The 25,945-nt window shown below is 65.9% G+C and carries 27 protein-coding genes and 1 pseudogene; 17 read left to right on the forward strand and 11 right to left on the reverse strand.

The features are described from left to right. Positions 1–31 precede the first annotated feature (31 nt). Positions 32–784 (forward strand): 3-hydroxyacyl-CoA dehydrogenase, encoded by a 753-nt coding sequence (locus tag AWC06_RS01310; RefSeq protein WP_085193619.1) that lies wholly within the window; start codon positions 32–34, stop codon positions 782–784. A gap of 155 nt (positions 785–939) precedes the next feature. Here AWC06_RS01310 and AWC06_RS22850 read toward each other — a convergent pair whose 3' ends face one another. After that, the gene (locus AWC06_RS22850) at positions 940–1,095 is read right to left on the reverse strand and encodes a hypothetical protein (RefSeq protein WP_169715265.1); all 156 of its coding nucleotides are present in this window, start codon (positions 1,093–1,095) and stop codon (positions 940–942) included. A 343-nt stretch (positions 1,096–1,438) separates the two neighbouring features. On the opposite strand from AWC06_RS22850, the gene AWC06_RS01315 reads away from it, so the two are divergent. Both AWC06_RS01315 and AWC06_RS01320 read left to right on the forward strand, forming a co-directional pair. Next, a complete protein-coding gene (locus tag AWC06_RS01315) occupies positions 1,439–3,793 on the forward strand; it encodes an MMPL family transporter (RefSeq protein WP_085193621.1) in 2,355 nt (784 codons plus the stop codon). Further along, on the forward strand, positions 3,786–4,487 hold the full coding sequence (locus tag AWC06_RS01320) for a TetR/AcrR family transcriptional regulator (protein ID WP_139819844.1): 702 nt from the start codon (positions 3,786–3,788) through the stop codon (positions 4,485–4,487). The genes AWC06_RS01315 and AWC06_RS01320 overlap by 8 nt, the downstream gene beginning before the upstream one ends. Here AWC06_RS01320 and AWC06_RS01325 read toward each other — a convergent pair. Beyond that, on the reverse strand, positions 4,484–5,197 hold the full coding sequence (locus AWC06_RS01325) for an NAD-dependent deacylase (protein WP_085193625.1): 714 nt from the start codon (positions 5,195–5,197) through the stop codon (positions 4,484–4,486). The genes AWC06_RS01320 and AWC06_RS01325 overlap by 4 nt on opposite strands. A gap of 52 nt (positions 5,198–5,249) precedes the next feature. Here AWC06_RS01325 and AWC06_RS01330 point away from each other — a divergent pair, with 52 nt between their 5' ends. Beyond that, the gene (locus AWC06_RS01330; RefSeq protein ID WP_085193627.1) at positions 5,250–5,615 is read left to right on the forward strand and encodes an Rv1152 family transcriptional regulator; all 366 of its coding nucleotides are present in this window, start codon (positions 5,250–5,252) and stop codon (positions 5,613–5,615) included. Positions 5,616–5,620: 5 nt separating this feature from the next. Here the strand turns inward: AWC06_RS01330 and AWC06_RS01335 are convergent, their stop codons facing one another. Together AWC06_RS01335 and AWC06_RS01340 are read right to left on the reverse strand one after the other, a co-directional pair. Continuing rightward, entirely contained in the window at positions 5,621–6,142 is a 522-nt protein-coding gene (locus AWC06_RS01335) for a DUF1697 domain-containing protein (RefSeq protein ID WP_085193629.1), read from the reverse strand. Further along, complete coding sequence (locus AWC06_RS01340; protein WP_085193953.1) at positions 6,139–6,963, reverse strand: class I SAM-dependent methyltransferase; 825 nt, start codon at positions 6,961–6,963, stop codon at positions 6,139–6,141. Before AWC06_RS01340 ends, AWC06_RS01335 begins: the two co-directional genes overlap by 4 nt. Positions 6,964–7,003: 40 nt before the next feature. Here AWC06_RS01340 and AWC06_RS01345 point away from each other — a divergent pair, with 40 nt between their 5' ends. Further along, on the forward strand, positions 7,004–7,447 hold the full coding sequence (locus AWC06_RS01345; RefSeq protein WP_085193631.1) for a PPOX class F420-dependent oxidoreductase: 444 nt from the start codon (positions 7,004–7,006) through the stop codon (positions 7,445–7,447). A 21-nt stretch (positions 7,448–7,468) separates the two neighbouring features. Continuing rightward, positions 7,469–7,645, forward strand: a complete 177-nt coding sequence (locus tag AWC06_RS22855) for a DUF5302 domain-containing protein (RefSeq protein ID WP_139819845.1) — start codon at positions 7,469–7,471, stop codon at positions 7,643–7,645. Positions 7,646–7,690: 45 nt separating this feature from the next. Here AWC06_RS22855 and AWC06_RS01350 read toward each other — a convergent pair whose 3' ends face one another. Together AWC06_RS01350 and AWC06_RS01355 are read right to left on the reverse strand one after the other, a co-directional pair. Continuing rightward, on the reverse strand, positions 7,691–8,344 hold the full coding sequence (locus tag AWC06_RS01350) for a nitroreductase family protein (RefSeq protein ID WP_227370952.1): 654 nt from the start codon (positions 8,342–8,344) through the stop codon (positions 7,691–7,693). A 75-nt stretch (positions 8,345–8,419) separates the two neighbouring features. Further along, positions 8,420–9,130, reverse strand: coding sequence for an alpha/beta fold hydrolase (locus tag AWC06_RS01355; RefSeq protein WP_085193634.1), 711 nt, complete (start codon positions 9,128–9,130; stop codon positions 8,420–8,422). A gap of 112 nt (positions 9,131–9,242) precedes the next feature. On the opposite strand from AWC06_RS01355, the pseudogene AWC06_RS01360 reads away from it, so the two are divergent. Beyond that, positions 9,243–9,347 (forward strand): annotated as a pseudogene (locus AWC06_RS01360) (HhH-GPD-type base excision DNA repair protein); the annotation flags it as partial. A gap of 90 nt (positions 9,348–9,437) precedes the next feature. On the opposite strand, the gene AWC06_RS01365 reads toward AWC06_RS01360, so the two are convergent. Continuing rightward, positions 9,438–10,490: a class I SAM-dependent methyltransferase gene (locus AWC06_RS01365; protein ID WP_085193636.1), complete on the reverse strand. Its 1,053-nt coding sequence runs from the start codon at positions 10,488–10,490 to the stop codon at positions 9,438–9,440. 829 nt (positions 10,491–11,319) lie between these two features. On the opposite strand from AWC06_RS01365, the gene AWC06_RS24040 reads away from it, so the two are divergent. Beyond that, positions 11,320–11,568 carry an Mtp family mycobacterial-type pilin gene (locus tag AWC06_RS24040; protein ID WP_483406798.1) on the forward strand — a complete coding sequence of 83 codons (249 nt, stop codon included), beginning with the start codon at positions 11,320–11,322 and terminating at the stop codon, positions 11,566–11,568. A gap of 132 nt (positions 11,569–11,700) precedes the next feature. On the opposite strand, the gene AWC06_RS01375 is transcribed toward AWC06_RS24040, so the two are convergent. Further along, entirely contained in the window at positions 11,701–12,261 is a 561-nt protein-coding gene (locus AWC06_RS01375) for a phage major capsid protein (RefSeq protein ID WP_085193640.1), read from the reverse strand. Positions 12,262–12,408: 147 nt separating this feature from the next. Here AWC06_RS01375 and AWC06_RS01380 point away from each other — a divergent pair, with 147 nt between their 5' ends. Further along, positions 12,409–12,996 (forward strand): HhH-GPD-type base excision DNA repair protein, encoded by a 588-nt coding sequence (locus AWC06_RS01380; protein ID WP_085193642.1) that lies wholly within the window; start codon positions 12,409–12,411, stop codon positions 12,994–12,996. Then, positions 12,993–13,139: a DUF1059 domain-containing protein gene (locus AWC06_RS01385; protein ID WP_085193644.1), complete on the forward strand. Its 147-nt coding sequence runs from the start codon at positions 12,993–12,995 to the stop codon at positions 13,137–13,139. Before AWC06_RS01380 ends, AWC06_RS01385 begins: the two co-directional genes overlap by 4 nt. A gap of 30 nt (positions 13,140–13,169) precedes the next feature. On the opposite strand, the gene AWC06_RS01390 is transcribed toward AWC06_RS01385, so the two are convergent. Both AWC06_RS01390 and AWC06_RS01395 read right to left on the reverse strand, forming a co-directional pair. Continuing rightward, complete coding sequence (locus tag AWC06_RS01390) at positions 13,170–14,093, reverse strand: Rv1157c family protein (RefSeq protein WP_085193646.1); 924 nt, start codon at positions 14,091–14,093, stop codon at positions 13,170–13,172. Between the two features lie 68 nt (positions 14,094–14,161). After that, on the reverse strand, positions 14,162–14,806 hold the full coding sequence (locus AWC06_RS01395) for a hypothetical protein (RefSeq protein WP_085193648.1): 645 nt from the start codon (positions 14,804–14,806) through the stop codon (positions 14,162–14,164). Positions 14,807–14,956: 150 nt separating this feature from the next. On the opposite strand from AWC06_RS01395, the gene AWC06_RS01400 reads away from it, so the two are divergent. Beyond that, a complete protein-coding gene (locus AWC06_RS01400; protein WP_139819846.1) occupies positions 14,957–16,207 on the forward strand; it encodes a mannosyltransferase in 1,251 nt (416 codons plus the stop codon). On the opposite strand, the gene AWC06_RS01405 is transcribed toward AWC06_RS01400, so the two are convergent. Next, positions 16,194–16,478 carry a 4a-hydroxytetrahydrobiopterin dehydratase gene (locus tag AWC06_RS01405; RefSeq protein WP_085193651.1) on the reverse strand — a complete coding sequence of 95 codons (285 nt, stop codon included), beginning with the start codon at positions 16,476–16,478 and terminating at the stop codon, positions 16,194–16,196. The two genes, AWC06_RS01400 and AWC06_RS01405, sit on opposite strands and share 14 nt — an antisense overlap. Positions 16,479–16,505: 27 nt before the next feature. Between AWC06_RS01405 and AWC06_RS01410 the strand changes: the two genes are divergently transcribed. The 6 genes from AWC06_RS01410 to typA all read left to right on the forward strand — a co-directional run bounded on the left by AWC06_RS01410 (position 16,506) and on the right by typA (position 25,924). Further along, positions 16,506–16,907: a (deoxy)nucleoside triphosphate pyrophosphohydrolase gene (locus tag AWC06_RS01410; RefSeq protein WP_085193652.1), complete on the forward strand. Its 402-nt coding sequence runs from the start codon at positions 16,506–16,508 to the stop codon at positions 16,905–16,907. Between the two features lie 418 nt (positions 16,908–17,325). Further along, a complete protein-coding gene (locus tag AWC06_RS01415) occupies positions 17,326–21,024 on the forward strand; it encodes a nitrate reductase subunit alpha (protein ID WP_085193654.1) in 3,699 nt (1,232 codons plus the stop codon). A 1-nt stretch (position 21,025) separates the two neighbouring features. Continuing rightward, a complete protein-coding gene (narH, locus tag AWC06_RS01420; protein WP_085193656.1) occupies positions 21,026–22,615 on the forward strand; it encodes a nitrate reductase subunit beta in 1,590 nt (529 codons plus the stop codon). Continuing rightward, positions 22,612–23,265, forward strand: a complete 654-nt coding sequence (narJ, locus tag AWC06_RS01425; protein ID WP_085193658.1) for a nitrate reductase molybdenum cofactor assembly chaperone — start codon at positions 22,612–22,614, stop codon at positions 23,263–23,265. The genes narH and narJ overlap by 4 nt, the downstream gene beginning before the upstream one ends. A 1-nt stretch (position 23,266) precedes the next feature. Next, the gene (gene narI, locus AWC06_RS01430) at positions 23,267–24,025 is read left to right on the forward strand and encodes a respiratory nitrate reductase subunit gamma (protein WP_085193660.1); all 759 of its coding nucleotides are present in this window, start codon (positions 23,267–23,269) and stop codon (positions 24,023–24,025) included. A gap of 24 nt (positions 24,026–24,049) precedes the next feature. Then, entirely contained in the window at positions 24,050–25,924 is a 1,875-nt protein-coding gene (gene typA, locus AWC06_RS01435) for a translational GTPase TypA (protein WP_085193662.1), read from the forward strand. Positions 25,925–25,945: the final 21 nt, after the last annotated feature.

Below are 25,945 nucleotides of genomic sequence, written 5' to 3' on the forward strand. Positions count from 1 at the left end.
CCCGACCAATTGACCGAAAGGAAATACTCGCGTGGAGATCAAAGGCGCCGGCGCACTTGTGACCGGTGGAGCGTCGGGCCTGGGGCTGGCCACTACCAAGCGGCTGCTCGACGCCGGTGCGCAAGTCGTGGTGCTCGACCTCAAGGGCGAGGAAGTGGTCCGCGAGCTCGGCGAGCGGGCGCGTTTCGCACCGGCCGACGTCACCGATGAAGCCGCCGTCACCGCCGCCCTCGATCTCGCCGAGTCGATGGGCCCGCTGCGCATTGTCGTCAACTGCGCCGGCACCGGTAACGCCATCCGGGTGCTGGGCAAGGACGGTGTCTTCCCGCTGGACGCATTCCGCAAGGTCGTTGACATCAACCTGATCGGCACGTTCAACGTGTTGCGGTTGGCCGCCGAGCGGATCGCCAAGACCGAGCCGGTGGGCGAAGAGCGCGGCGTCATCATCAACACGGCGTCGGTGGCGGCCTTCGACGGCCAGATCGGTCAGGCAGCTTACTCGGCGTCCAAGGGCGGCGTGGTCGGCATGACCCTGCCCATCGCGCGTGACCTGGCCGGCAAGGGCATCCGCGTGGTGACGATCGCTCCGGGCCTGTTCGACACCCCGTTGCTTGCCGGCTTGCCCGAGCCGGCCAAGGAGTCGCTCGGCAAGCAGGTGCCGCACCCCAGCCGGCTGGGCAAGCCCGACGAGTACGGCGCACTCGCTGTGCACATTGTCGAGAACCCGATGCTCAACGGCGAGGTCATCCGGCTGGACGGCGCGATCCGGATGGCGCCGCGATAACCCCGACGCGTGGTCCGGCCGCAACGAGCCGCAAAAAGAGAAAGAACCCCGACTAGCGGGGTTCGAATCAATAGGGAAACGGCAAAGGTGCGATCGCGGTAACACTCACCTCGTCGCGGACGCGTCCACAGCAGCGGGCGCGTCCTCCGCGGAGCTCAGCTTGCGGTGGGCAGCGGGTGCCAGTCGTCGAACTGCTCCGAGGTTTCGCCCTCTACCAGCACGTCGCCGTGATAGAGAGCCTCGAAGTCGGCCTTGATGACGTCGGCACTCGAGTCGTCGATCCACATGTTCATGAGCGTATGGGTCTCCATTAAGGAATCGTTGAGTCACGATTCGGAAAATCGTGGCAATTATTACCGCTGGGTAGGGTCGACCGGCGGCGCCGGCTCCGCCCGCGATTGACACGTATTTACGAAGACTCCACGAAGAACAAGTTCGTCCGGCTTGTCGGACTAGACCTATTTGGCAGATGTGCAACCGATACTGTCTGCGGGTGTGTCCTGGCTGGTCGGTGCAGCGGTGAACCATTCCGCATGCCGGCGTCGTGTCTATTGCTGGAGCGCCGAAAGCGAAACATCACGTCGGCGGCGTCGACTTATCGCCGATAACTTAGCGCCGGTACCGACCTGGGAAGGGCCGAGGGAGGGATTAGGCATGCTGCAGCGCATCGCTCGACTTGCCCTCGTCGCTCCCCGGCGCGTCCTCGCGGTCGCCGTCCTCGTCCTGGTCGCAGCCGCCGTGTTCGGCATACCGGTCGCCAAGAGCCTCTCGGCCGGCGGTTTTCAGGATCCGACGTCGGAGTCGGTCCGGGCTATCGCGCAGTTGACGGAAAAGTTCGGACAGAGCGATCAGCAGCTGCTGATCCTGGTGACGGCACCTAGCGGCGCCCGTGGTGACCAGGCCCGCGCGGTTGGCACCGAGATCGCCGACCAGCTGCAACGGTCGTCGCTGGTACTTAGCGTGTCCTCGGCGTGGACGTCACCGCCGCAGGCCGCTGGCGACCTGGTGAGCAAAGACGGCAAGTCCGGCCTGATCGTGGCCAACCTCAAGGGCGGCGAAAACAACGCACAGAAGTACGCCAAGACCCTGGCGGGCAAGCTTGTGCGGGATCGGGATGGCGTCACGGTCCGCGCCGGTGGGGTGGCGATGGTCTATACCCAGATCAACCATCAGAACGAACGCGACCTGTTGCTGATGGAGTCGATCGCGATTCCGCTGAGTTTCGTCGTGCTGGTCTGGGTGTTCGGCGGGCTGCTGGCGGCAGCGTTGCCGATGGCCCTGGGCGGGCTGGCCATCGTCGGCTCGATGTCGGTGTTGCGGTTCATCACCTTCAGCACCGACGTGTCGATCTTCGCGCTCAACCTCAGTACCGCGCTGAGTCTGGCGCTGGCCATCGACTACACGTTGCTGATCATCAGCCGCTACCGCGACGAGTTGGCAGACGGCGCCGCTCCAGATGAAGCGCTCGTCCGGACGATGGCCACCGCCGGCCGCACGGTGCTGTTCTCGGCGACCACCGTGGCGTTGTCGATGGTGGTGATGGTGCTGTTCCCGACCTACTTCCTGAAGTCGTTCGCCTACGCCGGCGTCGCGTCGGTGGCATTCGTCGCGCTCGCGGCCATCCTGGTGACCCCGGCCGCGATCGTGCTGCTGGGGCCGCGACTGGACTCGCTCGATGTGCGTCGGCTCGGGCGCCGGTTGCTGCGACGACCCGATCCCGCGCCCAAGCCGGTCGAGCGCCTGTTCTGGTATCGGTCGACGAAGTTCGTGACGCGCCGGGCCGTGCCCGTCGGTCTGGCCGTCATGGCGCTGCTGTTGCTGCTCGGGGCTCCGTTCCTCGGAGTCAAGTGGGGGTTCCCCGACGATCGTGTGCTGCCACGATCGGCGTCGGCGCATCAGGTCGGCGATCAGTTGCGCAACGACTTCGCCGACGACTCGACTACGGCGGTGCCGGTCGTCGTCCCGGATGCCCGGGGCCTGAGTCCCGCCGACCTCGAGCGCTACGCCGCCGACTTGTCCCGAGTCCCCGACGTTTCGGCGGTCTCCGCACCGACCGGGACGTTCGTCGCCGGTAAGCGAGTCGGGCCGCCGGCCGCGGCGACAGGCTTAGCCCACGGCAGTGCGTTTTTCACGGTCGCCAGTACGGCGCCACTTTTCTCGCAAGCCTCCGCCACGCAGCTCGACCGGTTGCACGCGGTGACCGGGCCGAGCAACCGGTCCGTCGAAATGGCGGGCTTGGCGCAGATCAATCGCGACAGCGTGCACGCCGTCACCACGCGGCTGCCGGCGGTGTTGGGGCTGATCGCCGTGATCACCTTCCTGCTCCTGTTCCTGCTCACCGGAAGCCTGGTGTTACCCCTAAAGGCGTTGGTGTGCAACGTGTTGTCGCTGACGGCGGCGTTTGGTGCGCTGGTGTGGATCTTCCAGGACGGCCATCTAAATGCGCTGGGGACCACCCCCAGCGGGACACTGGAAGCCAACATCCCGGTGCTGTTGTTCTGCATCGCGTTCGGGCTGTCCATGGACTACGAGGTGTTTCTGGTCTCCCGGATCCGTGAGTACTGGCTGGCTTCCGGTGCAGCCCAGGCGGCGACGTCCGACAGGGCCGCCAGGCGCGCCGCCAACGACGAGAGCGTAGCGCTGGGGCTGGCCCGCACAGGCCGGGTGATCACCGCCGCAGCGCTGGTGATGTCGATATCGTTCGCCGGTCTGATCGCGGCTCAGGTGTCGTTCATGCGATGGTTCGGGGTCGGCATGACACTGGCCGTCCTGATGGACGCGACGTTGGTGCGGATGGTTCTGGTTCCGGCGTTCATGCATGTGCTCGGCCAGTGGAGTTGGTGGGCGCCCGGACGACTCGCCCGGCTACACGAGCGGTTCGGTATCAGTGAGGCGGCCGCGGCGAAGCCGTCACCGCCCGCCCATCGCACGTCGGGACGGCACCGCCCCGAAAACGTGCGACCGGCCGACGATCTGCGGACCGCGGCGAAGGTTGGTGACAGTGGCTAGCCCAGAAACGGCGGAGTTCCGCCGTCGGCGAGCGCCGCGCGGGTCCGGTGATCTACTTCGCGACCAGATCCTCGACGCTGCAACCGAACTCCTGCTGGACACCGGTCAGGCCAAGGCGGTGTCGATCCGCTCGGTGGCAAAGCGCGTCGGCGTGACACCGCCGTCGATCTACCTGCATTTCGAGGACAAAGATGCGCTACTGGACGCGGTGTGCGCACGTTGGTTCGCAAAGCTGGATCAAGAAATGCAGCGCTTAGCGGCGGGGCAGCCGTCCACCCTGGAGGCGCTGCGCGCGCAGGGGCTGGCCTACATCCGGTTCGCCATCGAGAGCCCGGAGCTCTATCGAATCGCAACCATGGGGCGGTGGCGGGCCGGTAGCCACGTCGACGCCACCCTAACCAGCTCGGCGTTCGAGCACATGCGGGCCGCGGTGGCGGCGCTCATGGACGAAGGCTTCTATCAGCCCGGCGACGCGACGACCCTCGCGCTGCAACTATGGACCACGTTGCACGGGGTGGCAGCATTGTTGATCGCCAAGCCACACCTGCCGTTCGGCGACGCCGACACGTTCGCCGATCAAGTGCTCAGGGCCGCGCTTTCCGGCCATATGGTGGCAGGGCTCGTCGGCGCCGACGCCACACCAGAGCAGATAGCCGAATGGCTGACGGCAGTTAAAGTTTCGCGAACCGGTTAGTCGAGCAGCGCGGGCAGTCGCTGCAGCAGTGTGGGCAACGCCTTACTCGCGGTCTCTCGCACGGTGATGGTGGCACTATCGGACAACGGCGTCGGCTCGGGATTGACCTCGATCACGACCGCGCCTCGGGCCAGCGCCAGGTCGGGCAGGCCGGCCGCCGGGTAGACGATGCCCGACGTTCCCACCACGACCAGCACATCAGCGGCCGCGGTCGCCTCGACAGCGTGCTGCCAGGTGTCGTCGGGCAGTGGCTCGCCGAACCACACGATGTCGGGCCGGATCAGCCCGCCGCAGCCGCAGGTCGGCGGCTCGACTTCCACCGCCGGCTCAGTCATCTCAGGTAAGGCTTCCGTATACGGCTTAGCGCATGTGGCACAACGGAATTCGAACAGGCTGCCATGCAGATGATGCACCGGCGTGCTGCCGGCCCGCTCGTGCAAGTCGTCGACGTTCTGGGTGACCACGCTGACGTTGGCATGATCCTGCCAGGCGGCGACGGCGCGGTGTCCATCGTTGGGTTCGACATGGCTCACCAGGTAATGCCGCCACAGGTACCAACCCCATACCCGCTCGGGATGTTGCAACCAGCCCTGGGTGCTTGACAGCTCATACGGGTCGAACCGGGCCCACAGGCCGTTCTTGTCGTCGCGAAAGGTCGGCACACCGCTTTCGGCGGAGATCCCCGCGCCGCTGAGCACCGTTATTCGCACCCCCCCAACATAGCGGCGATCGCAATCTGCGGGACTGGGAGATACTGGGCACGTGGAGTTGGGGGAGTGGCTACGGTTCGACGGGCGAGCGGGTCGCCCACTGTTCGACCAGCTCCGAAACCAGATCATCGACGCGATTCGAACGGGCAGATTGCCGCCCGGCACCCGTCTGCCCACGGTGCGTGAGCTTGCCGGTCAGCTTGGCCTGGCGGTCAACACCGTGGCGCGCGCCTACCGCGAACTGCAGGCGGCCGGCATCGTCGAAACCCGCCGTCGTTTCGGCACATTCGTCGCCCGAGCCGACCCGTCGGACAGTGCAATGGCGGCAGCGGCGCGAGCATATCTGGACGTTGCACGCGGACTCGGGCTGGGCAAGGCGGAGGCGAAACGCTACCTGGACGCCGCGCCGGACGAGTAGACCGCTCAGCGCAGTACTTTTGCCAGCGTGCGCAGGTTGCGGGTAGTGGTCGACGATTTGTAGCGCTTTTTGCCCATCGTCTTGCCGATGGTGCTCTCCAGGGTGGCGCCCTTCGGCACCTGCCAGTAGATGACGCCGGCGCCGCGGGCGATCTTTTCGTCGGCGCCGGCATCATCCGCGAGCGCCGCAAGCTCGTCGAGCACCGCAGGATCCGCGACGAGCGTGACGTAAGACTGGTATCCCTCCACCTCGGGGTCGAACGGGTAGCCATCGACGATGGACCGCACAGTATCGAGGTCGTAGACCAGCACCCAGGCGTCATAGCCGAAGCGCCGTCGCAGCGTGCTCTCGGCCTTGGTCCGCACCGCGTCGGCGGCCGACCGCGACTCCAGTAACACGTTGCCGGTGGCCAGGATCGTGCGCACGTTGGCGAACCCCGCGTCGGACAACGCCGCCGCCACGTCGGCCATCTTGAGGTTGACGCCGCCGACATTGACGCCGCGCAGGAACGCCGCGTACCGGGTCATGAGTCGAATTCCAGCAGCGTGACACTCGAGCGGGTCCGGCGCAGCGGACCGATGCGATCAACCGGCGGCCAAGCCAGTAGCCTGGCCCGTCCGCGACCAGGATGCAGCGCGACATCGCGGGCCGCTCGCACGCCGGGGATTGACCGGCCGAACGCGACGCTCTCGTCTGCTGTCTGGGCGAACGGCATCGGCGGTAGGGCATACCGATCCGACAGCTGCCAGCCCTTCAGTGTCCGGCGGCTGGCCCAGTGCGGCACGGAGTCGAACACCATTTGACCGCCGGGGAATTTGGCAGCGCAGTCGGTGACCAGACCGCGCGCGTCGGCGGGGTCCAGATACATCAGCAGCCCCTCCGCGGTGATCAAGACACCGTGGCCGGCGTCGACGCGGTCCATCCAGCTGCGATCCAGAGCCGACTGGGCGAGTTCGACAATGCGGTCATCGCGCGGCAGCAGCTGCTTGCGCAGTGCCATCACCGGAGGCAGGTCCACGGAGTACCAGGTCAGCTCGTCGGCCAGGCCGGTGCGATCGAGTCGCCAGAAACTGGTCTGCAAGCCCTCGGCCAACGCGACCACCGAGGCTTTCGGGTGAGTGGTGAGATAGGCAACGGTGACGGCGTCGAACGTCAGCGCCCGCCGCGGGTGATATTGATGCGGGTTGCCGAACTTGCCGTAGTCATAGTCGATGTCGTCGAAAAGCTGGACCGCCCACGGGTCGTCGAGCACGCCGTCGGCGCGCTGGGCTTCGGCGGCGCGGTTGCGCAGTGTCCACAGTGTGGTTGCCGAAACCCCGGCCAGGATGTTGCCGTCGACCGTTGTCATAGCGGTGATGGTAGCGATGCTGGCGACGTAGGCTTTCGACATGGGACGCCAAGTGTTCGACGACAAGCTGCTGGCCGTGATCGCCGACAACTCGCTCGGGGTGCTCGCCACCGTCAAGCGCGATGGGCGTCCACAGCTGTCCAATGTGCAGTACTACTTCGACGCCCGCAATTTCGCCGTCCAAGTGTCGATCACCGAACCGCGGGCCAAGACGCGCAACCTGCGCCGCGACCCGCGGGCCTCGCTCTTGGTCAGCTCCGACGACGGTTGGTCATATGCCGTTGCCGAGGGCGACGCCCAGCTCACTCCGCCGGCGGCCGCGGTCGACGACGACACCGTCAAGGCGCTGATCACGTTGTACCGCAACATCGCCGGTGAACACCCGGACTGGGACGAGTACCGGCAAGCAATGGTCACCGACCGCCGGGTGCTGCTGACGCTGCCGATCACCCACGTATACGGCATGCCGCCGGGCAAGCGGTGACCGCGGAGTAGGCTGCCGGGCATGGCTGCATCTAATTCCGCGCCGGAGGACGGGATCAAGCGCAAGTTCCGCGAAGCCCTGGATCGCAAGCGAGCCAAGTCGTCGAGCGGATCGGACCACAAGGATGCCGGTGCCAAGCAGCCGCGTGCACACGGGCCGGTGGAGAACCGCCGGGAATTCCGTCGCAAAAGCGGTTAGTCGCTGCGCGCCAAGGTCTTTCGGTGCGACGGCTGCTCGGCCCGCCTACAGGAACGCTCGGTTGCCGTATCTGTCGAGCGAGACGAGCTCTCCAACTGGCCGACGCGTCGTGGGACCGTATTTGCCAATCGGCCAGCCGAGAGGGATTACGGCACACGGAGTGACATTCCACGGCAGGCCCAGTGCGCGTCTGGCCAGCAGCTTGCTCCACAGCGGCAAGGTAATCAGCGCCGCGCCCAATCCGGCCGCACGCGCCGCCAGCAAGAGGTTCTGCACTGCGGGATAAATGGAGCCGTAGGAGCTGCTTGCGGCCGCCGACGGCCAGGGTGGGATGACGCCTTTGAGGCATGCCACGACGACGACAGGGATCGCATCGAAGTGATCCGCCTGCCATCTGGCTGCCTTCAGTATCCGGAGCATCTTCTCATCACCGCGGCGCTCGAGTATGCGTGCGCCAATCGCGCTGTACACGTTGAAGGCACGGCGATTCAAGCGGCCTAGTTTCGCGACCACTTCGCGGTCCTTGACGACGATGAACTCCCAATTCTGCGCGTTCGAACCGGTCGGCGCCTTCATCGCCAGTTCGAGAATGTGAAGCACCAGCGAGTCGTCGACCGGGTCACTCTTGAGCCGACGGATCGCCCGTTGGGTACGTATCGCCTCTTCGAGCGGCATTGTCAAAGGTTCTTGCTGCGTCATGACCATGATTCCAACACGCTCGGACGAGCTGCGCGACTAGCCAGTGATCCGGCCGCCGATGCGCTGCTCGGGGCCTCAAAGTGTGCTGTCCGCGATACGCAACAGCACCTCGGCAACGGATTGCGGTCGTGAGAGTAAAGGTGAATGACTACCTGGAAGCTCGATGATTTCATCGTCAAGCCTGTCGTGTGCCACCCGCTTCGACCATTCTGGGGACAGGAATCTGTCCTGGGTGCAGACCACGTAAGTACTTGGCACGGCAGGGAATTGAGTCAGCGAGAGTGGTAAGCGCTGGGGATACAGTGCTTGTGGGCGAAGGCGACGAAAGGCTGCGTCCGCGGTGCGGTCGTCGCAATCGTGATAGATCACCCGTCGTGCGATGTCGGCGTCAACCCACACCGTTCGTGTTTGTTGGTCAGGTCCAGCCACGCCCTGCTGCCAGAGCGGATTAAGCATGCTTGGCTCGTCACGCAATTGATCGAGAACGCTTTGGCCGATCGATGGGACTACACCACACAGGTAGACCACATGTCGCACCGACCGACGCTCGGCGACAAGCGGCACGGTGTGGCCCCCGAGGGAATGCCCGACGAGCACGACGTCGTCGTCGCAACCCGCGAGCGACGCACACACCACATCTGCGTAGACATCAAAACTCGCCGACCCGTCCTCGCATGGCAAATCCATGGCGACCACACGTTGGCACGCTCGCTCAAGCAGCGGTGTCACCAATTCCCAAGACCACGCGCCGAGCCATGCACCGTGCACCAACGCAAACGTCGTCACGCGGCAAGGGTACGAGCAATTCGCTCCGCGAACGGCGAAACGCGCACGGAGGGGAGATGTGCCGAGCTGACGATTTGACCGCGTTACCGCCGCTCCGTCCTACACTGACCGAGTGCCGAAACTGCGACTAACCGGTGATCCGGCGGCTGACGCCCTGCTCGGGGCCGACCCTTTCGCGTTGTTGGTCGGAATGCTGCTCGACCATCAGAAGTCCATGCGGATGTTCATCTACCGGAGCCAGACATTCCCGGCCTCGAGGAGCGTCACTGCGACGAGGATTTGTACAAGAGCGATGTCCTGACAGCCATTACGGCCGCGCCTCGAATATCAGGTTGAACGGCGTCTGTGTCGCCCTCCGGAACCGGGTGAAACCACCGTCTTCGACCATCACCTTCCGCAACCGCTGCTCTCCCGCTTGTGCGCCGAGCGCCGGTCCGTGCTGCGCCAGCGACACCGGAACACAAATCAGCGACGATGCGCCGTAGTACAGCCGGCCCACTGGATTCAAGTTCTCCAAGACGCTGTCGCCCGCGAACGGTTCGACGAGCAGGCAGTGGCCATCGGGTTTCAGTGCAGCTCTCGCATGGCGAGCCGCGCCGGACGGGTCCGCCATATCGTGCAAGCAGTCGAAGAACCCGACAAGGTCATAGTCATCGCCGCGGTAGGACGTGGCGTCGGCCAGCTCGAAGCTCGCGTTGTCGACGCCCGCTTTCGCTGCCCGCTCGCGCGCGGTTTCGATTGACGGGCCGTGATAGTCGATGCCGACGAACTGCGAATTCGGAAATGCCTGCGCCATAAGGATTGTGCTCGCGCCGTGTCCGCAGCCGACGTCGGCGGCGCGGCCGCCTGCGGTTAGCTTCTCAACGACGCCGTCAAGCGCGGGCAGCCACGACGAGACCAAATTTGCATTGTAGCCGCCCCGGAAGAATCGCTCGGTGCCGTCGAACAGGCACCGATGATGTTCGCCCCATTCCATGCCCTTGCCGCTGCGGAAATTCTCCACCGCACGCTCACGTACGTAAAACAGGTCTTGGACGATCTGGTATGCGCCCACCAGGTCGACGGGACCGTTCGCGTTGGCGAGGCACAGCTCCTGTTCGTCATTCAAGTAATAGGTCTGGCTGGCTTCGTCGTATTCGACATAGCCGCCGGCGGCCTGATTTGCCAGCCACTCGCGGATGTAACGCGCGTTCGTCCCGGTCTTTTGCGCCAGCTCCTCGGCCGACAAGCGGTGCCGGGCGAGCGCCGTATATAAGCCGAGCTCGTCGCCGATCAACATCAGCACCGCGCTCACCGACGCGCCGAGATCGCCGACCGCCTTGCCAAGAAATGTATTGAGTTTGTCTTCGGTAACGGTCATCGCAAGCTCCTTTGCTCACCGTGGCCAACGCTAGGCTCCTGGGCACGGCCTTGTCAGCACGAAGGCGTCGATCGGATCCTCATGTCCGCCCGAACTCGGGTGCCCGCAGTCCTAGACTGGCCGAGTGCTGAACCTGCGACTAAGCGGGTCTTGCTCCATTCTCGGAAATAACTAACTGACCGGCCAAAACTCAGGGCTGCGATTCGCAGCGGATCGGGGCGCAGCATTACCGACCGGTCGCGTAGGCGCGGGCAGGGTGTCCCCCGTGGGGGGCCTGCCCGCAGGAGGAGCGAGCGGGTACCCCCTGCACGCTCTGCCGAGCGGGCGCCTGCCCGCCTGCCTGTGTGCCCGAATGTCCCTGTGCTGCAAGCGGAGCCCTGCGTGCTGCCTGCCTGCACGCCTGCACCCCGAGCGCTCTCCCCCCGCGTGGGGGTGTGCCATGACTCGGGCACGCCTATGTCCGAGTGCCTGCCCCCGCTACCTGAGTGCCCTGCTGGGCGGGGTGCCCGTAGCTAGCCCGCCAGGAGGCGGGCGACGCCTAAGCGCAAGAAGCTCCACTGCTAAGCGCCACCCCTGCCGCCTGCGCGCGTGCATGGCTAGCCGTGCACGCTGCCCTACCCCGAGGAGGCGGGCAGGACCTCCTCCGAGGTCTACTACGGAGAGACAAATTTCCGGACAAAGCGTTTGGGCGACCGTTATTGGGTGGTACTCAACACCGGTGCGAAACATCAAACAATTTGCAGCCGCGACTGCTTTGGCCACGGGTCTTGGACTTGCCGGTCTGGGCGCGGCGAGCGTAGCTGAAGCCCTTCCCGGCCCTACCGGACCGATGCCGGCCGACTGGTGCCCTGGACAGTATTGGGACCCGGGCTGGGGTAATAACTGGGACTGGAACAACTGCCACGCTGGCGGGCCGGGTTTCATGCCCAACGGCGGCCCCGGGCCCGGCCCGGTCGGCCCCAATGGGATGCCCAACGGTGGTCCGGGACCCGGCCCGTACGTGCCTAACGGCCCCGGCGGTCCGGGCGGCTTCAACGGCGGTCCGAATGGTGGAGGCGGCGGCCACGGCGGCCACTGACCGGTAGCCATAGCGGTCGCTTCGCAGACACGCTGAGCGCGGTCCAGCTCGACTGCTGGTATGAGAAGCCCCCGGTGCCGAACCACCGGGGGTCTTCCGTTAAGCTATTTAGTTGTCCCCGTTAGGGTTCGATCACGGAGCGTCGTAGAGACGCGCCACACCAGCCGGGTTAAGGAACCCTAGACGGATGCGGCTGATCGCCCGGACGTACTGTCCGTCGTTGGTCACCGAGGGGAACCGCTCGACGGTCGTACCCTTCCGCAGCACGTAACTCTCTTGGGTGCTGTCAACACCCCAGGCCACGGTCGCAGCGTCCACGCGGGTGGAGGTCAGGACTGGCAGACCGGGGACGGTGATCCCGTCCTCCACGAATTGCAGCAACGGCTGGTTGCTGTCGCTCGCGGTCTTGAGCTTGGACAGAGCCTCGGCGGTAGCCGGGGAGGTCAGCCAATGGGTTAGCTTGGCCCCGTTGGCCCCACCCGCGTACCGGGCCTCGATGAACGGGTCCAGGTTGGCCAGCGTGCCAGCGGTATCAACCGTGGCCGTGGTCAGCGACAGCAGACCGTTCGGCCCCTTGGTGGTCGTAGCCGCGAAGTATGCGGCGTCGATTCGGCACCATTGCGCATACCGGGACGCTGTGCCCGGAGAGCGGCGTTTGGCAGTCTCAGGACTACCCGAGCACGACCGCGCCAATCGCTGCGGGCAACGTCATGCCGCCGCACAATGGCAGGGCGGTCAACTGGAAGTTGATCCGCTACGCCTGATCATCCACTAGGAAAGCGGCACCTCTGTGATGGGCGGTGCCGTTTTCTCTGGCCGGCGCAGTTCTAGACTGGCCGAGTGCCCAATCTGCACCTAGCGGGTAATCCGGACGCCGATGCGCTGCTGAATGAGAATCCTCTCGCCCTTCTCATAGGTGCATTGCTCGACCAGCAGGTCCCGATGGAAACCGCCTTTGCGGGCCCCAAGAAGATCGCCGACCGCATGGGCGGATTCGATGCCACCGACATCGCCAACCACGATCCGGACAAGTTCGCCGCACTATGCTCGGAAAGACCTGCGGTACACCGCTTTCCGGGCTCAATGGCCAAACGCATCCAGGCCTTGGCACAGATCATCGTGGACCGCTACGACGGCGACGCGGCCGCACTGTGGTCGGCCGGTAACCCCGACGGGCCGGAAGTGCTGCGGCGGCTCAAGGAATTGCCGGGCTTCGGTGACCAGAAGGCGCGGATCTTTCTCGCGTTGCTTGGCAAGCAGTACGCCGTGACCGCCAAGGGCTGGCGCGCGGCTGCCGGCGAGTACGGCAAAGCCGGCTCACACCTGTCTATCGCCGATGTCGTCGACGCCCGGTCACTGGAGCAGGTGCGCTCATACAAGAAGCAAATGAAGGCGGCCCAGAAGGTCAAGGGAAAGGCGGCAACGTGAAGACACATCTGAACTGTCCATGCGGCGAGGCCATCGTTGGCAAGGACGAAGACGAACTGGTCGAGCTGACCCAGGCGCACCTTGCGAGCGTTCATCCCGGCCTGGAGTACGACCGCGACGCCATCCTGTTCATGGCGTACTGACCCGCGCCAAGGCGCCAAAGACAACCTGGGTTACGGCACCACCGTCGAACCGATGGTGGGCATGAATTGGCACTGCTTGTCCTTGGTGGTGACCTGCCCGAAGATCGTCGACATGATGCTGCCCGAGCCGGTGTCGGCGATGGCCGTCAACGTGGTGGGCCCGTTCGGATTGATGTCCGGTTGCGGCTTGAGCGTCGCGCTTCCCGACTTCCCGGTGGTCAGATTCACCCACGTCACATTCAACGGCAGCTTCTGCACCTCTGCGGGCCCGGACGTGCCGATCGCGGTGAACACGTAGGCGGTCTGGCCCGGTTTGGGGCCGGGGGTCGGAATCTTGGCCGGCCCAGCCACCGACAGCGCGGTCGCCAGGGCGTTACCACCGTCCGGCAGACAGCCGTTGCCGATCGAGGGATACATGAATTCCTGTGTCGGCGGCGCGTCCGGGCTGAAACCCGGAGCCGCCGCCGGGGCGGGAGCGGGTGGTTCCGCCGGCGGTGCCGCCGCCGCGACCGGTGTGGCGGCCGCGGGGCCAGGCGCGGCCTCGGGCGCGGGGCCCGCGGCATGCGCCGGGTCGATACCGGTGGGCAGGTGCGCCTGAGCGCCCGGTTCCACACCGGGCGGGACGGTGTGCGCCACCGGGGCCGCCTCGGTAGGCCCCTGCACGAATTGGTTCACCGACGACGCAACGTTTTTCGATTCGCCGGGCGCTGCCGGGTTGTGGGTGAACGCCGACGCCGCGGCCATCAGCAGCTGCGAGGCCTGCTCGGGATTGCCGGCGGCCTGCTGGATGATGGGGCTCAACTCGGTGAGCGCCGGCAGCCCCGGAACCTGTTGCGAGGGCAGCGGTGGAGGCGGAGCCGGGTCAGCGGCCGCGCCTGGGCAGATCACCAGTGCGACGCTCGATGCGACGGTCGCGGCGGCGAGGCCGTTGATCAGATTCCTGGTGATTGCCACGGTGTTCTCCCGGTCTTGGTTGAAGGGTGGCCGGCTAGTAGGGGCGCACTAGCCGGCCAACGTGCATGTCAGGGCAGGCCGGACAGCGGCAGCAACAACGGGTTCGGCGCCACGGCCGGAACCGAGGTCAGCGCCGTCGTCGGCTGGGCGACACCACGAGGAACCGGGACACCGCCGGGCGCCACCGAGGCCAGGTCGCCGGGCAGTGAGACCTGCTGCGGCAGCGGCACCGGAAGGAACGGCACCTGTGGCAGGTCAACTTGCGCGCTCGGCAGCAACCCTGTCGGTCCGGCCGCAGGCGCAGGAGCGGCCGGCGCCGGAACGGTCGGTGCCAACCCGGGGATACCGCCGACCCCGGGCGCGGCGTTCGTCGCCGCCGGGGCTGCGGCGGTGGCGCCGGGAATGAGCGAGGTCTGGCCTGGGACGGCGGGGGCGGTGCCCGGAAGGCTCGCGGGCGTCGGCTGCGGCACTTTGATACCAGCGCTGGCCAACGGCGGCTGCGCCGGCGGCTGGGCGCCCAGCGCCGTGGCAAGGTTTTGCAGCACTTGCGGCGCATTGGCCGCCGAGGTGACGAGCTGCTCGCCGATATTGGGTGCGGGTATCGGCGGCGCCGGGTCGGCATGGGCTGTACCCAGCAGACCGCCCACGATTAACGCGGCCGACGTGCCCGCCACAACGGTGGTGGCGCGTACCAACGTCCAAAAGGTTGACATGGCTCTCCCTGGTTCTCGACGACAGGTCCCGCGCTGAACGTAACGCGATACCAAAGTGACTCAAGTGACACGTGTGGCGGTTATTCGATCGTTACGCAGACGAGCGGTTGCAGTGACCGGACGCCGTCGCACCCGTCGCGCCCCGTTAGCATCGAGCAGATAGACACCACCTCGGCCGCCCCGGCGGCATCAAGCACCCGCCGGCGGGCGTTTTCGCGCAACGCCGTCGGGCCGGTGCTGTTGGTGTTGAGCGTCGCCGCGCGGCTGGTCTGGACATATCTGGTCCCCAACGGGGCCAACTTCGTCGACCTGCACGTGTACGTCGGCGGCGCCGCGGCGATCGACCACCCGGGAACGCTCTACAGCTACGTCTATGCCGACCAAACGCCCGATTTCCCACTGCCGTTCACCTACCCGCCGTTCGCCGCGGTCATCTTCTACCCGCTGCACTTGTTGCCGTTCGGACTGGTCGCCTTCTGCTGGCAGATCGGGACCATGGCCGCGCTCTACGGCGTGGTCCGGATCAGCCAGCGCTTGCTCGGCGTCCCGGCCGGCGAGGGCCACCGCGTCGCGATGCTGTGGACCGCGGTCGCCATCTGGCTCGAGCCGCTGCGCAGCACCTTCGACTACGGGCAGATCAACGTCCTGTTGGCGCTGGCCACGCTGTGGGCCGCCTACACCACCCGGTGGTGGCTCTCGGGCCTCTTGGTCGGCGCCGCCGCCGGCGTGAAGCTGACCCCGGCGATCACCGGCCTGTACTTCGTCGGCGTCCGGCGCTGGGGCGCGGCCGTGTTCTCCGCGGTGGTCTTCCTGGCCACCGTCGCGGTGTCGGCACTCGTCGTCGGCGACCAGACCCGCTACTACTTCACCGATCTGATTTTCAAGACCGACCGGGTCGGACCGATCTGCACGACGTTCAACCAATCCTGGCGGGGCGGTATCTGCAGAATCTTCGGCCACGACTCCGGCTACTCGCCGCTGGTGCTGGCCGGGATCGCCGTCACCGCGGTGCTGGCCATCCTGGCCTGGCGCGCGCTGAGCGCTACCGGCGCCGACGGGTCCGATGGAACCGACCGCCTAGGGCTGCTGCTGGTGGTGGAGCTGTTCGGACTGCTGTTGTCACCGATTTCCTGGACACACCACTGGGTGTGGCTGGTGCCGTTGATGATCTGGCTGATTCACGGGCCGTTATCCGGACGCCGTGGAACGCGGATTCTCGGCTGGAGCTGGCTGGTGCTAACCGTCATCGGGGTGCCGTGGTTGCTCAGCTTCGCCCAGCCGACCATCTGGCAGAACGGCCGCGCGTGGTATCTGGCCTGGGGCGGGATGGTCTATATCGTGGCCAGCCTGATGACGTTGGGCTGGATCGCGGCAACGGGCCGCAGCGTCAGCTCCCGATAATCCCGTCGATGTCGTGTGCCATGTCGATGTCGTTTTGCGTGATGCCGCCCGCCGAGTGCGTCACCAACGCGAAAGTCACTGTCCGCCAACGGATATCGATGTCGGGATGATGGTCCTTGGCTTCGGCGTGCTCGGCTACCCGGCGCACGGCGTCGATACCGTCCAGGAACGACGGGAACTTGATCGACCGGCGCAGGGCACCCTCGGCGCGCTTCCAGCCATTGAGTTCGGGCAGTGCGGCGTCTACTTGTTCATCCGTTAACACAGCCATACATCCGACGGTATACCGTCACCCGCGATGCAGAACCAGATCGTTGTGGCCGGGGCCGTCATCTCCGGGTCGGCGGTGCTGCTGGCACAACGGTGTCGGCCGCCGGAACTGGCCGGGCGCTGGGAACTGCCCGGCGGCAAGGTGATGGTTGACGAGACCGAGCCGCACGCATTGGCGCGCGAGTTGGCCGAGGAACTCGGTGTAGACGTCGACGCGGTCGCGGTCGGCGAACGGCTGGGTGCCGACATTCCGCTGAACGAAACAACGACGCTGCGGGCGTATCAGGTGACGCTGTTGCGCGGCGAGCCACACCCGCACGACCATCGTGCACTGCGCTGGGTGACAGCCGCCGACCTGCACGACGTCGACTGGGTGCCCGCCGACCGGGAGTGGTTGCCCGCGTTGGCGCGGATGCTTGAAACACCGTAAAGCCCAGCGCACACAGGAGTTTGCCAGAAACACCACAGCAACATTCAAGCTGCGGCCCGTGATTTGGTTTTTACATGCCAACACGGAACATTAACGTTGCGTTGTCATGCTGATAGCGGTCCGGCTGGTTACCTGTAACGCGTGGGTACGGCGACCACGCCGGATGGTGGAGCACGCCGACGTAGGAACTCGGCACCGCCTGTCGACTACCCGTCGGCAACCGTCTTGGTCGGCCCGTGTCCCACCCCCTATGCTGATGAACGGTTGCTGACCAGCGCGGGCCGCCGATGGTGATGGCCACGACGAAACTGGTCGGAAAGATCGGCGAGATCGCAGTCGAGTCGCCGAGCGGTCCCAAATACCAACCCACGCACGGCTCGACGACGTGGCGCGCCCGTACCGGTGAGGAGGTCCTTCCTTGACTGCGACGCCGCATGTCGGAGGCGCACTGGAGGAGTTGTTGGGGCGCAGCGGGCGCTTCTTCACTCCGGGCGAGTTCTCCGCCGACCTGCGCACCGTCACCCGGCAGGGCGGCCGTGAGGCCGACGTCTTCTACCGCGACCGGTGGAACCACGACAAGGTGGTCCGTTCGACGCACGGCGTCAACTGCACGGGATCGTGTTCGTGGAAGATCTATGTCAAGGACGGGATCATCACCTGGGAGACCCAGCAGACCGACTATCCGTCGGTGGGTCCGGACCGCCCCGAGTACGAGCCGCGCGGGTGTCCCCGGGGTGCGTCGTTCTCCTGGTACAGCTATTCGCCGACCCGGGTGCGGTATCCGTACGCCCGGGGCCTGTTGGTCGAGATGTTCCGGGAAGCCAAAGCGCGCCTGGGTGATCCGGTGTTGGCGTGGGCAGACATTCAGGCCGACCCTGAGCGTCGCCGCCGCTATCAGCGGGCCCGCGGCAAGGGCGGGCTGATCCGGGTCAGCTGGGCCGAAGCCACCGAGATGATCGCCGCCGCCCATGTGTACACCATCAAGGCGTACGGGCCGGACCGGGTGGCCGGTTTCTCACCGATACCGGCGATGTCGATGGTCAGCCATGCTGCGGGTTCGCGGTTCATCGAGCTGATCGGCGGCGTGATGACGTCGTTCTACGACTGGTATGCCGACCTTCCGGTGGCCTCGCCCCAGGTGTTCGGCGACCAGACCGATGTGCCCGAGTCGGGGGACTGGTGGGACGCAGCGTATTTGGTGATGTGGGGTTCCAACGTGCCCATTACCCGCACGCCCGACGCGCACTGGATGGCCGAGGCCCGCTACCGCGGCACCAAGGTGGTGAGCGTCAGCCCCGACTATGCGGACAACACCAAGTTCGCCGACGAGTGGATGCCGTGCGCGGCCGGCACCGACGGGGCGCTGGCCATGGCGATGGGCCACGTGATCCTCTCGGAATGCTATGTCAAACAAGAGGTTCCGTTCTTCGCGGACTTTGCGCGTCGCTACACCGATTTACCGTTTCTGATCAAGCTCGAGCAGCGCGGCGACGCGATGGTGCCCGGAAAGAACCTCACCGCAGCCGACATGGGTCAAGCCGTGGAGAACGCGGCGTTCAAACCCGCGATATTGGACTCCGCTACCGACTCCGTCGTAATCCCGCACGGCTCAGTCGGATTCCGCTACGGCGAGGACGGCGTCGGGAAGTGGAACCTCGACCTGAATGGAGTGACTCCCGCGCTGAGCGTGGAGCGCCCGCACGCGTCCAACGGCGACCGCGCTACCGCGCTGGTGCAGTTCCCCGGCTTCGACACTATCGACGGGCACGGCGAAACCGTGACGCGTGGCGTACCGGTGCGCCGCGTCGGCGAGCATGTGGTGTGCACAGTGTTCGACCTGATGCTCGCCCACTACGGGGTGGCGCGCCCCGGGCTTCCCGGCGATTGGCCCACCGGTTACGACGACGCCACCCAGGCCAACACCCCGGCCTGGCAGGAGCCGATCACCGGCGTGTCGGCTGCGCAGGCGATCCGTGTCGCAAGGGAATTCGCCCGCAGCGCTGAGGAATCCGGCGGGCGGTCGATGATCATCATGGGCGGCGGTATTTGCCACTGGTTCCACGGCGACGCCATCTACCGTGCGGTGCTGGCGTTGCTGATGCTCACCGGGTCGATGGGACGAAACGGCGGCGGCTGGGCGCACTACGTCGGTCAGGAGAAGGTTCGTCCGCTCACCGGGTGGCAGACGCTGGCAATGGCCACCGACTGGGCGCGGCCCCCAAGACAGGTCCCCGGCGCGTCTTACTGGTATGCGCACACCGACCAGTGGCGCTACGACGCCTACGGGGCAGACAAGCTGGCCAGCCCGGTCGGCCGTGGCCGGTTCGCCGGAAAGCACACCATGGACCTGCTGACCTCCGCGGCGGCCATGGGGTGGAGCCCGTTCTACCCGCAGTTCGACCGTTCCAGCCTCGACGTCGCCGACGAGGCGCACGTGGCGGGTCGCGACGTCGCCGAGTATGTGGGCGAGCAACTCGCGCAGCGCAAGCTCAAACTCGCGATCACCGATCCCGACAATCCGGTGAACTGGCCACGGGTGCTCACCGTGTGGCGGGCGAACTTGATCGGCTCGTCCGGCAAGGGTGGCGAGTACTTCCTGCGGCACCTGTTGGGGACCGACTCCAACATGCAGGCTGAACCAACCGCGGACGGGGTCCGGCCTTCCGATGTGGCCTGGGACAACGAGATTCCGGAGGGCAAGCTCGACCTGATGATGTCGATCGACTTCCGGATGACGTCGACGACACTGATGTCCGACGTGGTGCTGCCGGCGGCGACCTGGTACGAGAAGGCCGACCTGTCCAGCACCGACATGCACCCGTATGTGCACGCGTTCAGCCCGGCGACCGATCCGCCGTGGGAAACCCGTTCGGACTTCGACGCGTTCGGCGCGATCGCCCGAGCCTTCAGCGCGATGGCCAAGCGCCATCTGGGTACTCGCAGCGATGTTGTGCTCACCGCGCTGCTGCATGACACCCCCGACGCGTTGGCGTATCCCGATGGCACCGAACATGTCTGGTTGCACGCCGACGAAGTGCCGGTCCCGGGCAAGACGATGAGCAAGCTCACGGTCGTCGAGCGCGACTACGGCGCGATCTACGACAAGTGGGTGACGCTGGGTCCACTGGTCGAGAAATTCGGGCTGACCGTCAAGGGCTTCACAGTGCATCCCTTCCAGGAGGTCGAGCAGCTGGCCGCCAAATTCGGTGTGATGAATTCCGGTGCCGGTCAAGGCCGCCCGGCGATGACGACGGCCGACCGAATGGCCGACACGATATTGATGCTGTCGGGCACATCCAACGGCCGGCTCGCGGTCGAGGGTTTCCTGGAGCTGGAGAAGCGCACCGGCCAGAGGCTGGCCCACCTGGCCGAGGGCAGCGAGGAAAAGCGCATCACCTACGCCGACACCCAGGCGCGTCCGGTGCCGGTGATCACCAGCCCGGAATGGTCGGGCAGCGAGACCGGCGGCCGCCGCTACGCGCCGTTCACCATCAACATCGAGCACCTCAAGCCTTTTCACACGCTCACCGGACGGATGCACTTCTATCTCGCTCACGACTGGATCGAGGAACTCGGCGAGCACCTGCCGGTCTATCGGCCACCGCTGGACATGACCCGGCTGTTCAACGCGCCCGAGCTCGGCCCGACCGAAGACGGCATCGGATTGACCGTGCGGTATCTGACGCCGCACTCGAAGTGGTCTTTCCACTCCACCTACCAGGACAACCTGTACATGCTCTCGCTGTCCCGCGGCGGCCCGACCATGTGGATGAGTCCGGGGGACGCCGCGAAAATCAATGTGCGCGACAACGATTGGGTCGAGGCGGTCAACGTCAACGGCGTATACGTATGCCGGGCCATCGTCAGCCATCGCATGCCGGACGGAGTGGTGTTCGTCTACCACGTGCAGGAACGCACCGTGGACACGCCGCGCACCGAGACCACGGGTAAGCGCGGCGGTAACCACAACGCGCTGACCCGGGTGCGGATCAAGCCCAGCCACCTCGCCGGCGGCTACGGCCAGCACGCGTTCGCGTTCAATTACCTGGGTCCGACCGGCAACCAGCGCGACGAGGTGACGATTGTGCGCCGGCGCAGCCAGGAAGTGACCTACTGACATGAAGGTCATGGCGCAACTGGCGATGGTGATGAACCTCGACAAGTGCATCGGCTGCCACACCTGTTCGGTCACCTGCAAGCAGGCCTGGACGAATCGCAGCGGCACCGAGTATGTGTGGTTCAACAACGTCGAAACCCGCCCCGGCGTCGGCTATCCACGCACGTACGAAGATCAGGAACGGTGGCGCGGCGGATGGATGCGCGACAAAAAGGGCCGGCTACGGCTGCGCGACGGCGGGCGAATCTCCAAGCTGCTGAGGATCTTCGCCAACCCGAAGCTGCCGAGCATCGGTGACTACTACGAGCCGTGGACCTATGACTACGAAAACCTGACGTCGGCACCGCTGGGCGACACGTTCCCGACCGCCGCGCCGCGCAGCCAGATCAGCGGCGAACCGATGAAGATCGAGTGGGGCGTCAACTGGGATGACAACCTGGCCGGATCGACGGAGACGTTGCGCGACGACCCGGTGCTGAAGAAGGTGAGCGACGAGGTCAAGCTTCAGCTCGAAGAGACCTTCATGTTCTACCTGCCCCGGATCTGCGAGCACTGCCTCAACCCCTCCTGCGTGGCCTCGTGCCCGTCGGGTGCGATGTACAAGCGCAGCGAGGACGGCATCGTGCTCGTCGACCAGGACCGCTGCCGTGGCTGGCGGATGTGTGTGTCGGGATGCCCTTACAAGAAGGTGTATTTCAACCACAAGACCGGCAAGGCCGAGAAGTGCACGATGTGCTACCCGCGCATGGAGATCGGCCTGCCGACGATCTGCTCGGAAACCTGCGTGGGCCGGCTGCGCTATCTGGGCTTGATGCTCTACGACGCCGACCGGGTGCTGGAGGCGGCGTCGGTGGAACGGGACACCGATCTCTACCAGGCGCAGTGCCGCGTTTTCCTGGACCCGAATGACCCGACGGTGATCGCCGCCGCGCGCGCAGAAGGCATCTCCGATGAGTGGATCCAGGCGGCGCAACGCTCACCGATCTATGCGTTGATCAATAAATACAAGGTGGCGTTGCCGCTGCACCCGGAATACCGGACCATGCCGATGGTCTGGTACATCCCGCCGCTGTCGCCGGTGGTCAATGCCGTCAGTCGCGACGGTCACGACGGCGAGGACCTCGGCAACCTGTTCGGCGCGCTGGAGGCGCTGCGCATCCCCATGCAATACCTGGCCGAACTGTTCACCGCGGGCGACACCGCCACCGTCGAGCAGGTGCTGCGCCGGCTGGCGGCGATGCGCTCCTACATGCGTGATATCAACCTCGGCCGCGAAACCCAGCCGCACATACCGCATTCCGTCGGGATGACCGAAGAAGAGATCTACGAGATGTACCGCCTGCTCGCGATAGCGAAATACGAAGAGCGGTACGTCATTCCAACCGCGTACGCGCCCCAGGCCCGTGATCTCGAACAGATGGCGGGGTGCTCGCTGGACGGCGATGGCGGCCCGGGCATGTACGAGGACGGGCCGGTGCCGGTGTCGGTGGAGGCCTTTCACGCCATGCGTCCACGGTCGCAGGTGAACCTGCTGACGTGGAACGGCCAAGATGTCCCGTCCGAGATGTTCCCCCAAGAGCAGAAGCAATGAAACTACTGACAAGGTCGCGCGGGCCGCAGCTTTCCGACCGGTTGGTCTGGCAGGCGGCCTCGCTGTTGCTGGCCTACCCGGATGAACAGCTCGAGGAGCGGCTGGAGACGGTCGAGACGCTGCTGACCCATATCGACGGGACCGCGGCGGGGTTGCTGGCCCGCACGCTCGCCGCAGTGCGGGCCGCCGACCCGCTGACAGCGGCCACCGAATATGTGGAAACCTTTGATATGCAGCGTCGCTCGACCATGTACTTGACGTACTGGACGGCCGGCGACACCCGCAACCGCGGGCGCGAGATGCTGGCGTTCGCGACGGCCTACCGGGAGGCCGGCGTAACGCCGCCGACCAGCGAGGCCCCGGACCACCTGCCGGTGGTACTCGAGTTCGCCGCCAGGGTCGACCCCGAGATGGGGCGTCGGCTGATGATCGAACATCGGGTGCCCATCGACGTGCTATTGCAGGCGTTGACGAAAGCCGGGTCGCCCTACGCGCACGTTGTTGCCGCGGTGTGCGAAACGCTGCCACCGGTGACTGATCAGGAGGTTGCGCGGGCGCGCCGGCTCGCTGAATCCGGCCCGCCCGCGGAAGCTGTTGGGCTGCAACCGTTCACGTTGACCGTGCCACCCAAGCCAACCGGCGGGAATTGATATGGCCAACACAAGCCTCGCCGAGGTCTTCTGGGACGTCGCGCCGTACGTCTCCTTGTCGATAGCCGGCGTCGGCACCTGGTGGCGGTACCGCTACGACAAGTTCGGCTGGACCAGCCGCTCGTCGCAGATTTACGAGTCGCGGCTACTTCAGATCGGCAGCCCGCTTTTCCACTTCGGCAGTCTGATGGTGATCGCGGGCCATGTCATGGGCCTCTGCGTCCCCGAGTGGCTAACCGAGGATTTCGGGATGAGCGACCACTTCTACCACTTGCAGGCGCTGATTCTCGGCGCGCCGGCCGGGTTGGCGGCCCTGATCGGCATCGGGTTGCTCATCTATCGGCGATGGACCCGAGGACCGGTGAGCCTGGCCACCAGTCTGAGCGACAAGCTCATGTACCCGGTGCTGGTGTGCGCGCTGGTGGCCGGCATGTGCTGCACGTTGATGGGCGCCACGCACTACGGCGAGGTCCACGACTACCGGCAGAACGTGTCGGTCTGGTTCCGGTCGATATTCATCCTGGACCCGCGTGGCGACCTGATGCACCAGGCGCCGATCTATTTCCAGGTGCATGCGACGATCGCGCTCATTTTGTTTGCGATGTGGCCGTTCACCCGGCTGGTGCATGCGTTCAGCGCACCGATCGGATATCTGTTCCGGCCCTACATCGTTTACCGCAGCCGCGAGGCTTACCCCAGCCGCGAGGCGGTTGAGAAGACGCAGCTGGTCGGGTCGGCGCCGCGCAAGCGCGGCTGGTGACGGACTGACTGGCACAATCACCCGGTGCAGTTTCGCAACATCGCCATTGTGGCTCACGTCGACCACGGCAAGACGACCCTGGTCGATGCGATGCTGCGGCAGTCCGGAGCGCTGCACGAGCGGGGCGGCCTCACGGAGCGTGTGCTGGACACCGGTGATCTGGAGCGCGAAAAGGGCATCACGATCCTGGCGAAGAACACCGCCGTGCACCGCCATCACCCCGACGGCAGCGTCACCGTCATCAACGTCATCGACACGCCGGGGCACGCCGACTTCGGCGGCGAGGTGGAACGCGGACTGTCGATGGTCGACGGAGTGCTGCTGCTGGTCGACGCCTCCGAAGGCCCGTTGCCGCAGACCAGGTTCGTCTTGCGCAAGGCACTGGCCGCCCATCTGCCCGTGATCCTCGTAGTCAACAAGACCGACCGCCCCGACGCGCGCATCGCCGAGGTGGTCGAGGCCAGTCACGACCTATTGCTCGACGTGGCAGCCGATCTCGACGACGCCGCGGCCAAGGCCGCCGAGGAAGCGCTCGGCCTGCCGACCCTGTACGCGTCCGGGCGCGCCGGGGTGGCCAGCACCATCCAGCCACCCGACGGTCAGGTGCCCGAGGGGGACAACCTGGATGCGCTGTTCGATGTGCTGCTGCAACATATTCCGCCGCCCAGCGGGGACCCGGACGCGCCGCTGCAGGCGCTCGTGACCAATCTGGACGCGTCGGCATTTTTGGGCCGGCTGGCGCTGGTCCGCATCTACAACGGGCGGTTGCGAAAGGGTCAGCAGGTGGCCTGGCTGCGTGAGAGTGGCCCCAGCACCGCGAAAATCACCGAACTGCTGGTCACCGAGGGCGTCGAGCGTTCACCGACCGAGGAAGCGCAAGCCGGTGACATCGTCGCGGTTGCCGGGATACCGCAGATCATGATCGGCGACACTCTTGCCGACCTCCCGAATCCCGTTGCGCTGCCGCGTATTACCGTCGACGAGCCGGCGATCTCGGTGACGATAGGGACAAACACTTCGCCGTTGGCGGGCAAGGTGTCCGGGCACAAGCTCACCGCGCGGATGGTCAAGACGCGGCTGGACACCGAACTGGTGGGCAACGTCTCGATCCGGGTGGTCGACATCGGCCGTCCCGATGCCTGGGAGGTTCAGGGCCGCGGCGAGCTGGCGCTTGCGGTGCTCGTCGAGCAGATGCGCCGCGAGGGATTCGAGCTGACCGTCGGTAAGCCGCAGGTGGTGACCAAGACGATCGACGGCAAGCTGCACGAGCCGTTCGAGGCGCTCACCATCGACTGCCCCGAAGAGTATGTCGGCGCGATCACCCAGCTGATGGCGGCCCGCAAGGGCCGAATGGTCGAGATGGCCAATCACGCCACCGGGTGGGTCCGGATGGATTTCTCGGTGCCCAGCCGCGGGCTGATCGGGTGGCGCACCGATTTCCTCACCGAGACCCGCGGCACGGGCATCGGCCACGCAGTGTTCGACGGATATGGGCCGTGGGCGGGCGAGATCCGCACCCGGCACACCGGGTCGCTGGTATCCGACCGGTCCGGCATCATCACGCCGTATGCGCTGATTCAGCTCGCGGACCGCGGCCAGTTCTTAGTCGAGCCCGGGCAGGAGACCTATGAAGGCATGGTCGTCGGGATCAACCCGCGTCCGGAAGACCTCGACATCAACGTCACCCGCGAGAAGAAGCTGACCAATATTCGGTCCTCGACCGCCGATGTGATCGAGACGCTCACCAAGCCCATCGAACTCGACCTGGAGCGGGCGATGGAATTTTGCGGGTCCGACGAGTGCGTCGAAGTGACTCCCGAGGTGGTGCGGGTCCGAAAGGTGCAGCTGGAGGCCACCGAGCGGGCCCGCAGCCGGTCCCGGGCAAAGGCGCGGGGCTAATTGCACCGGGCCCGGATACCC

Origin of the sequence: Mycobacterium fragae, assembly GCF_002102185.1 — a bacterium.
Taxonomy (GTDB): domain Bacteria; phylum Actinomycetota; class Actinomycetes; order Mycobacteriales; family Mycobacteriaceae; genus Mycobacterium; species Mycobacterium fragae.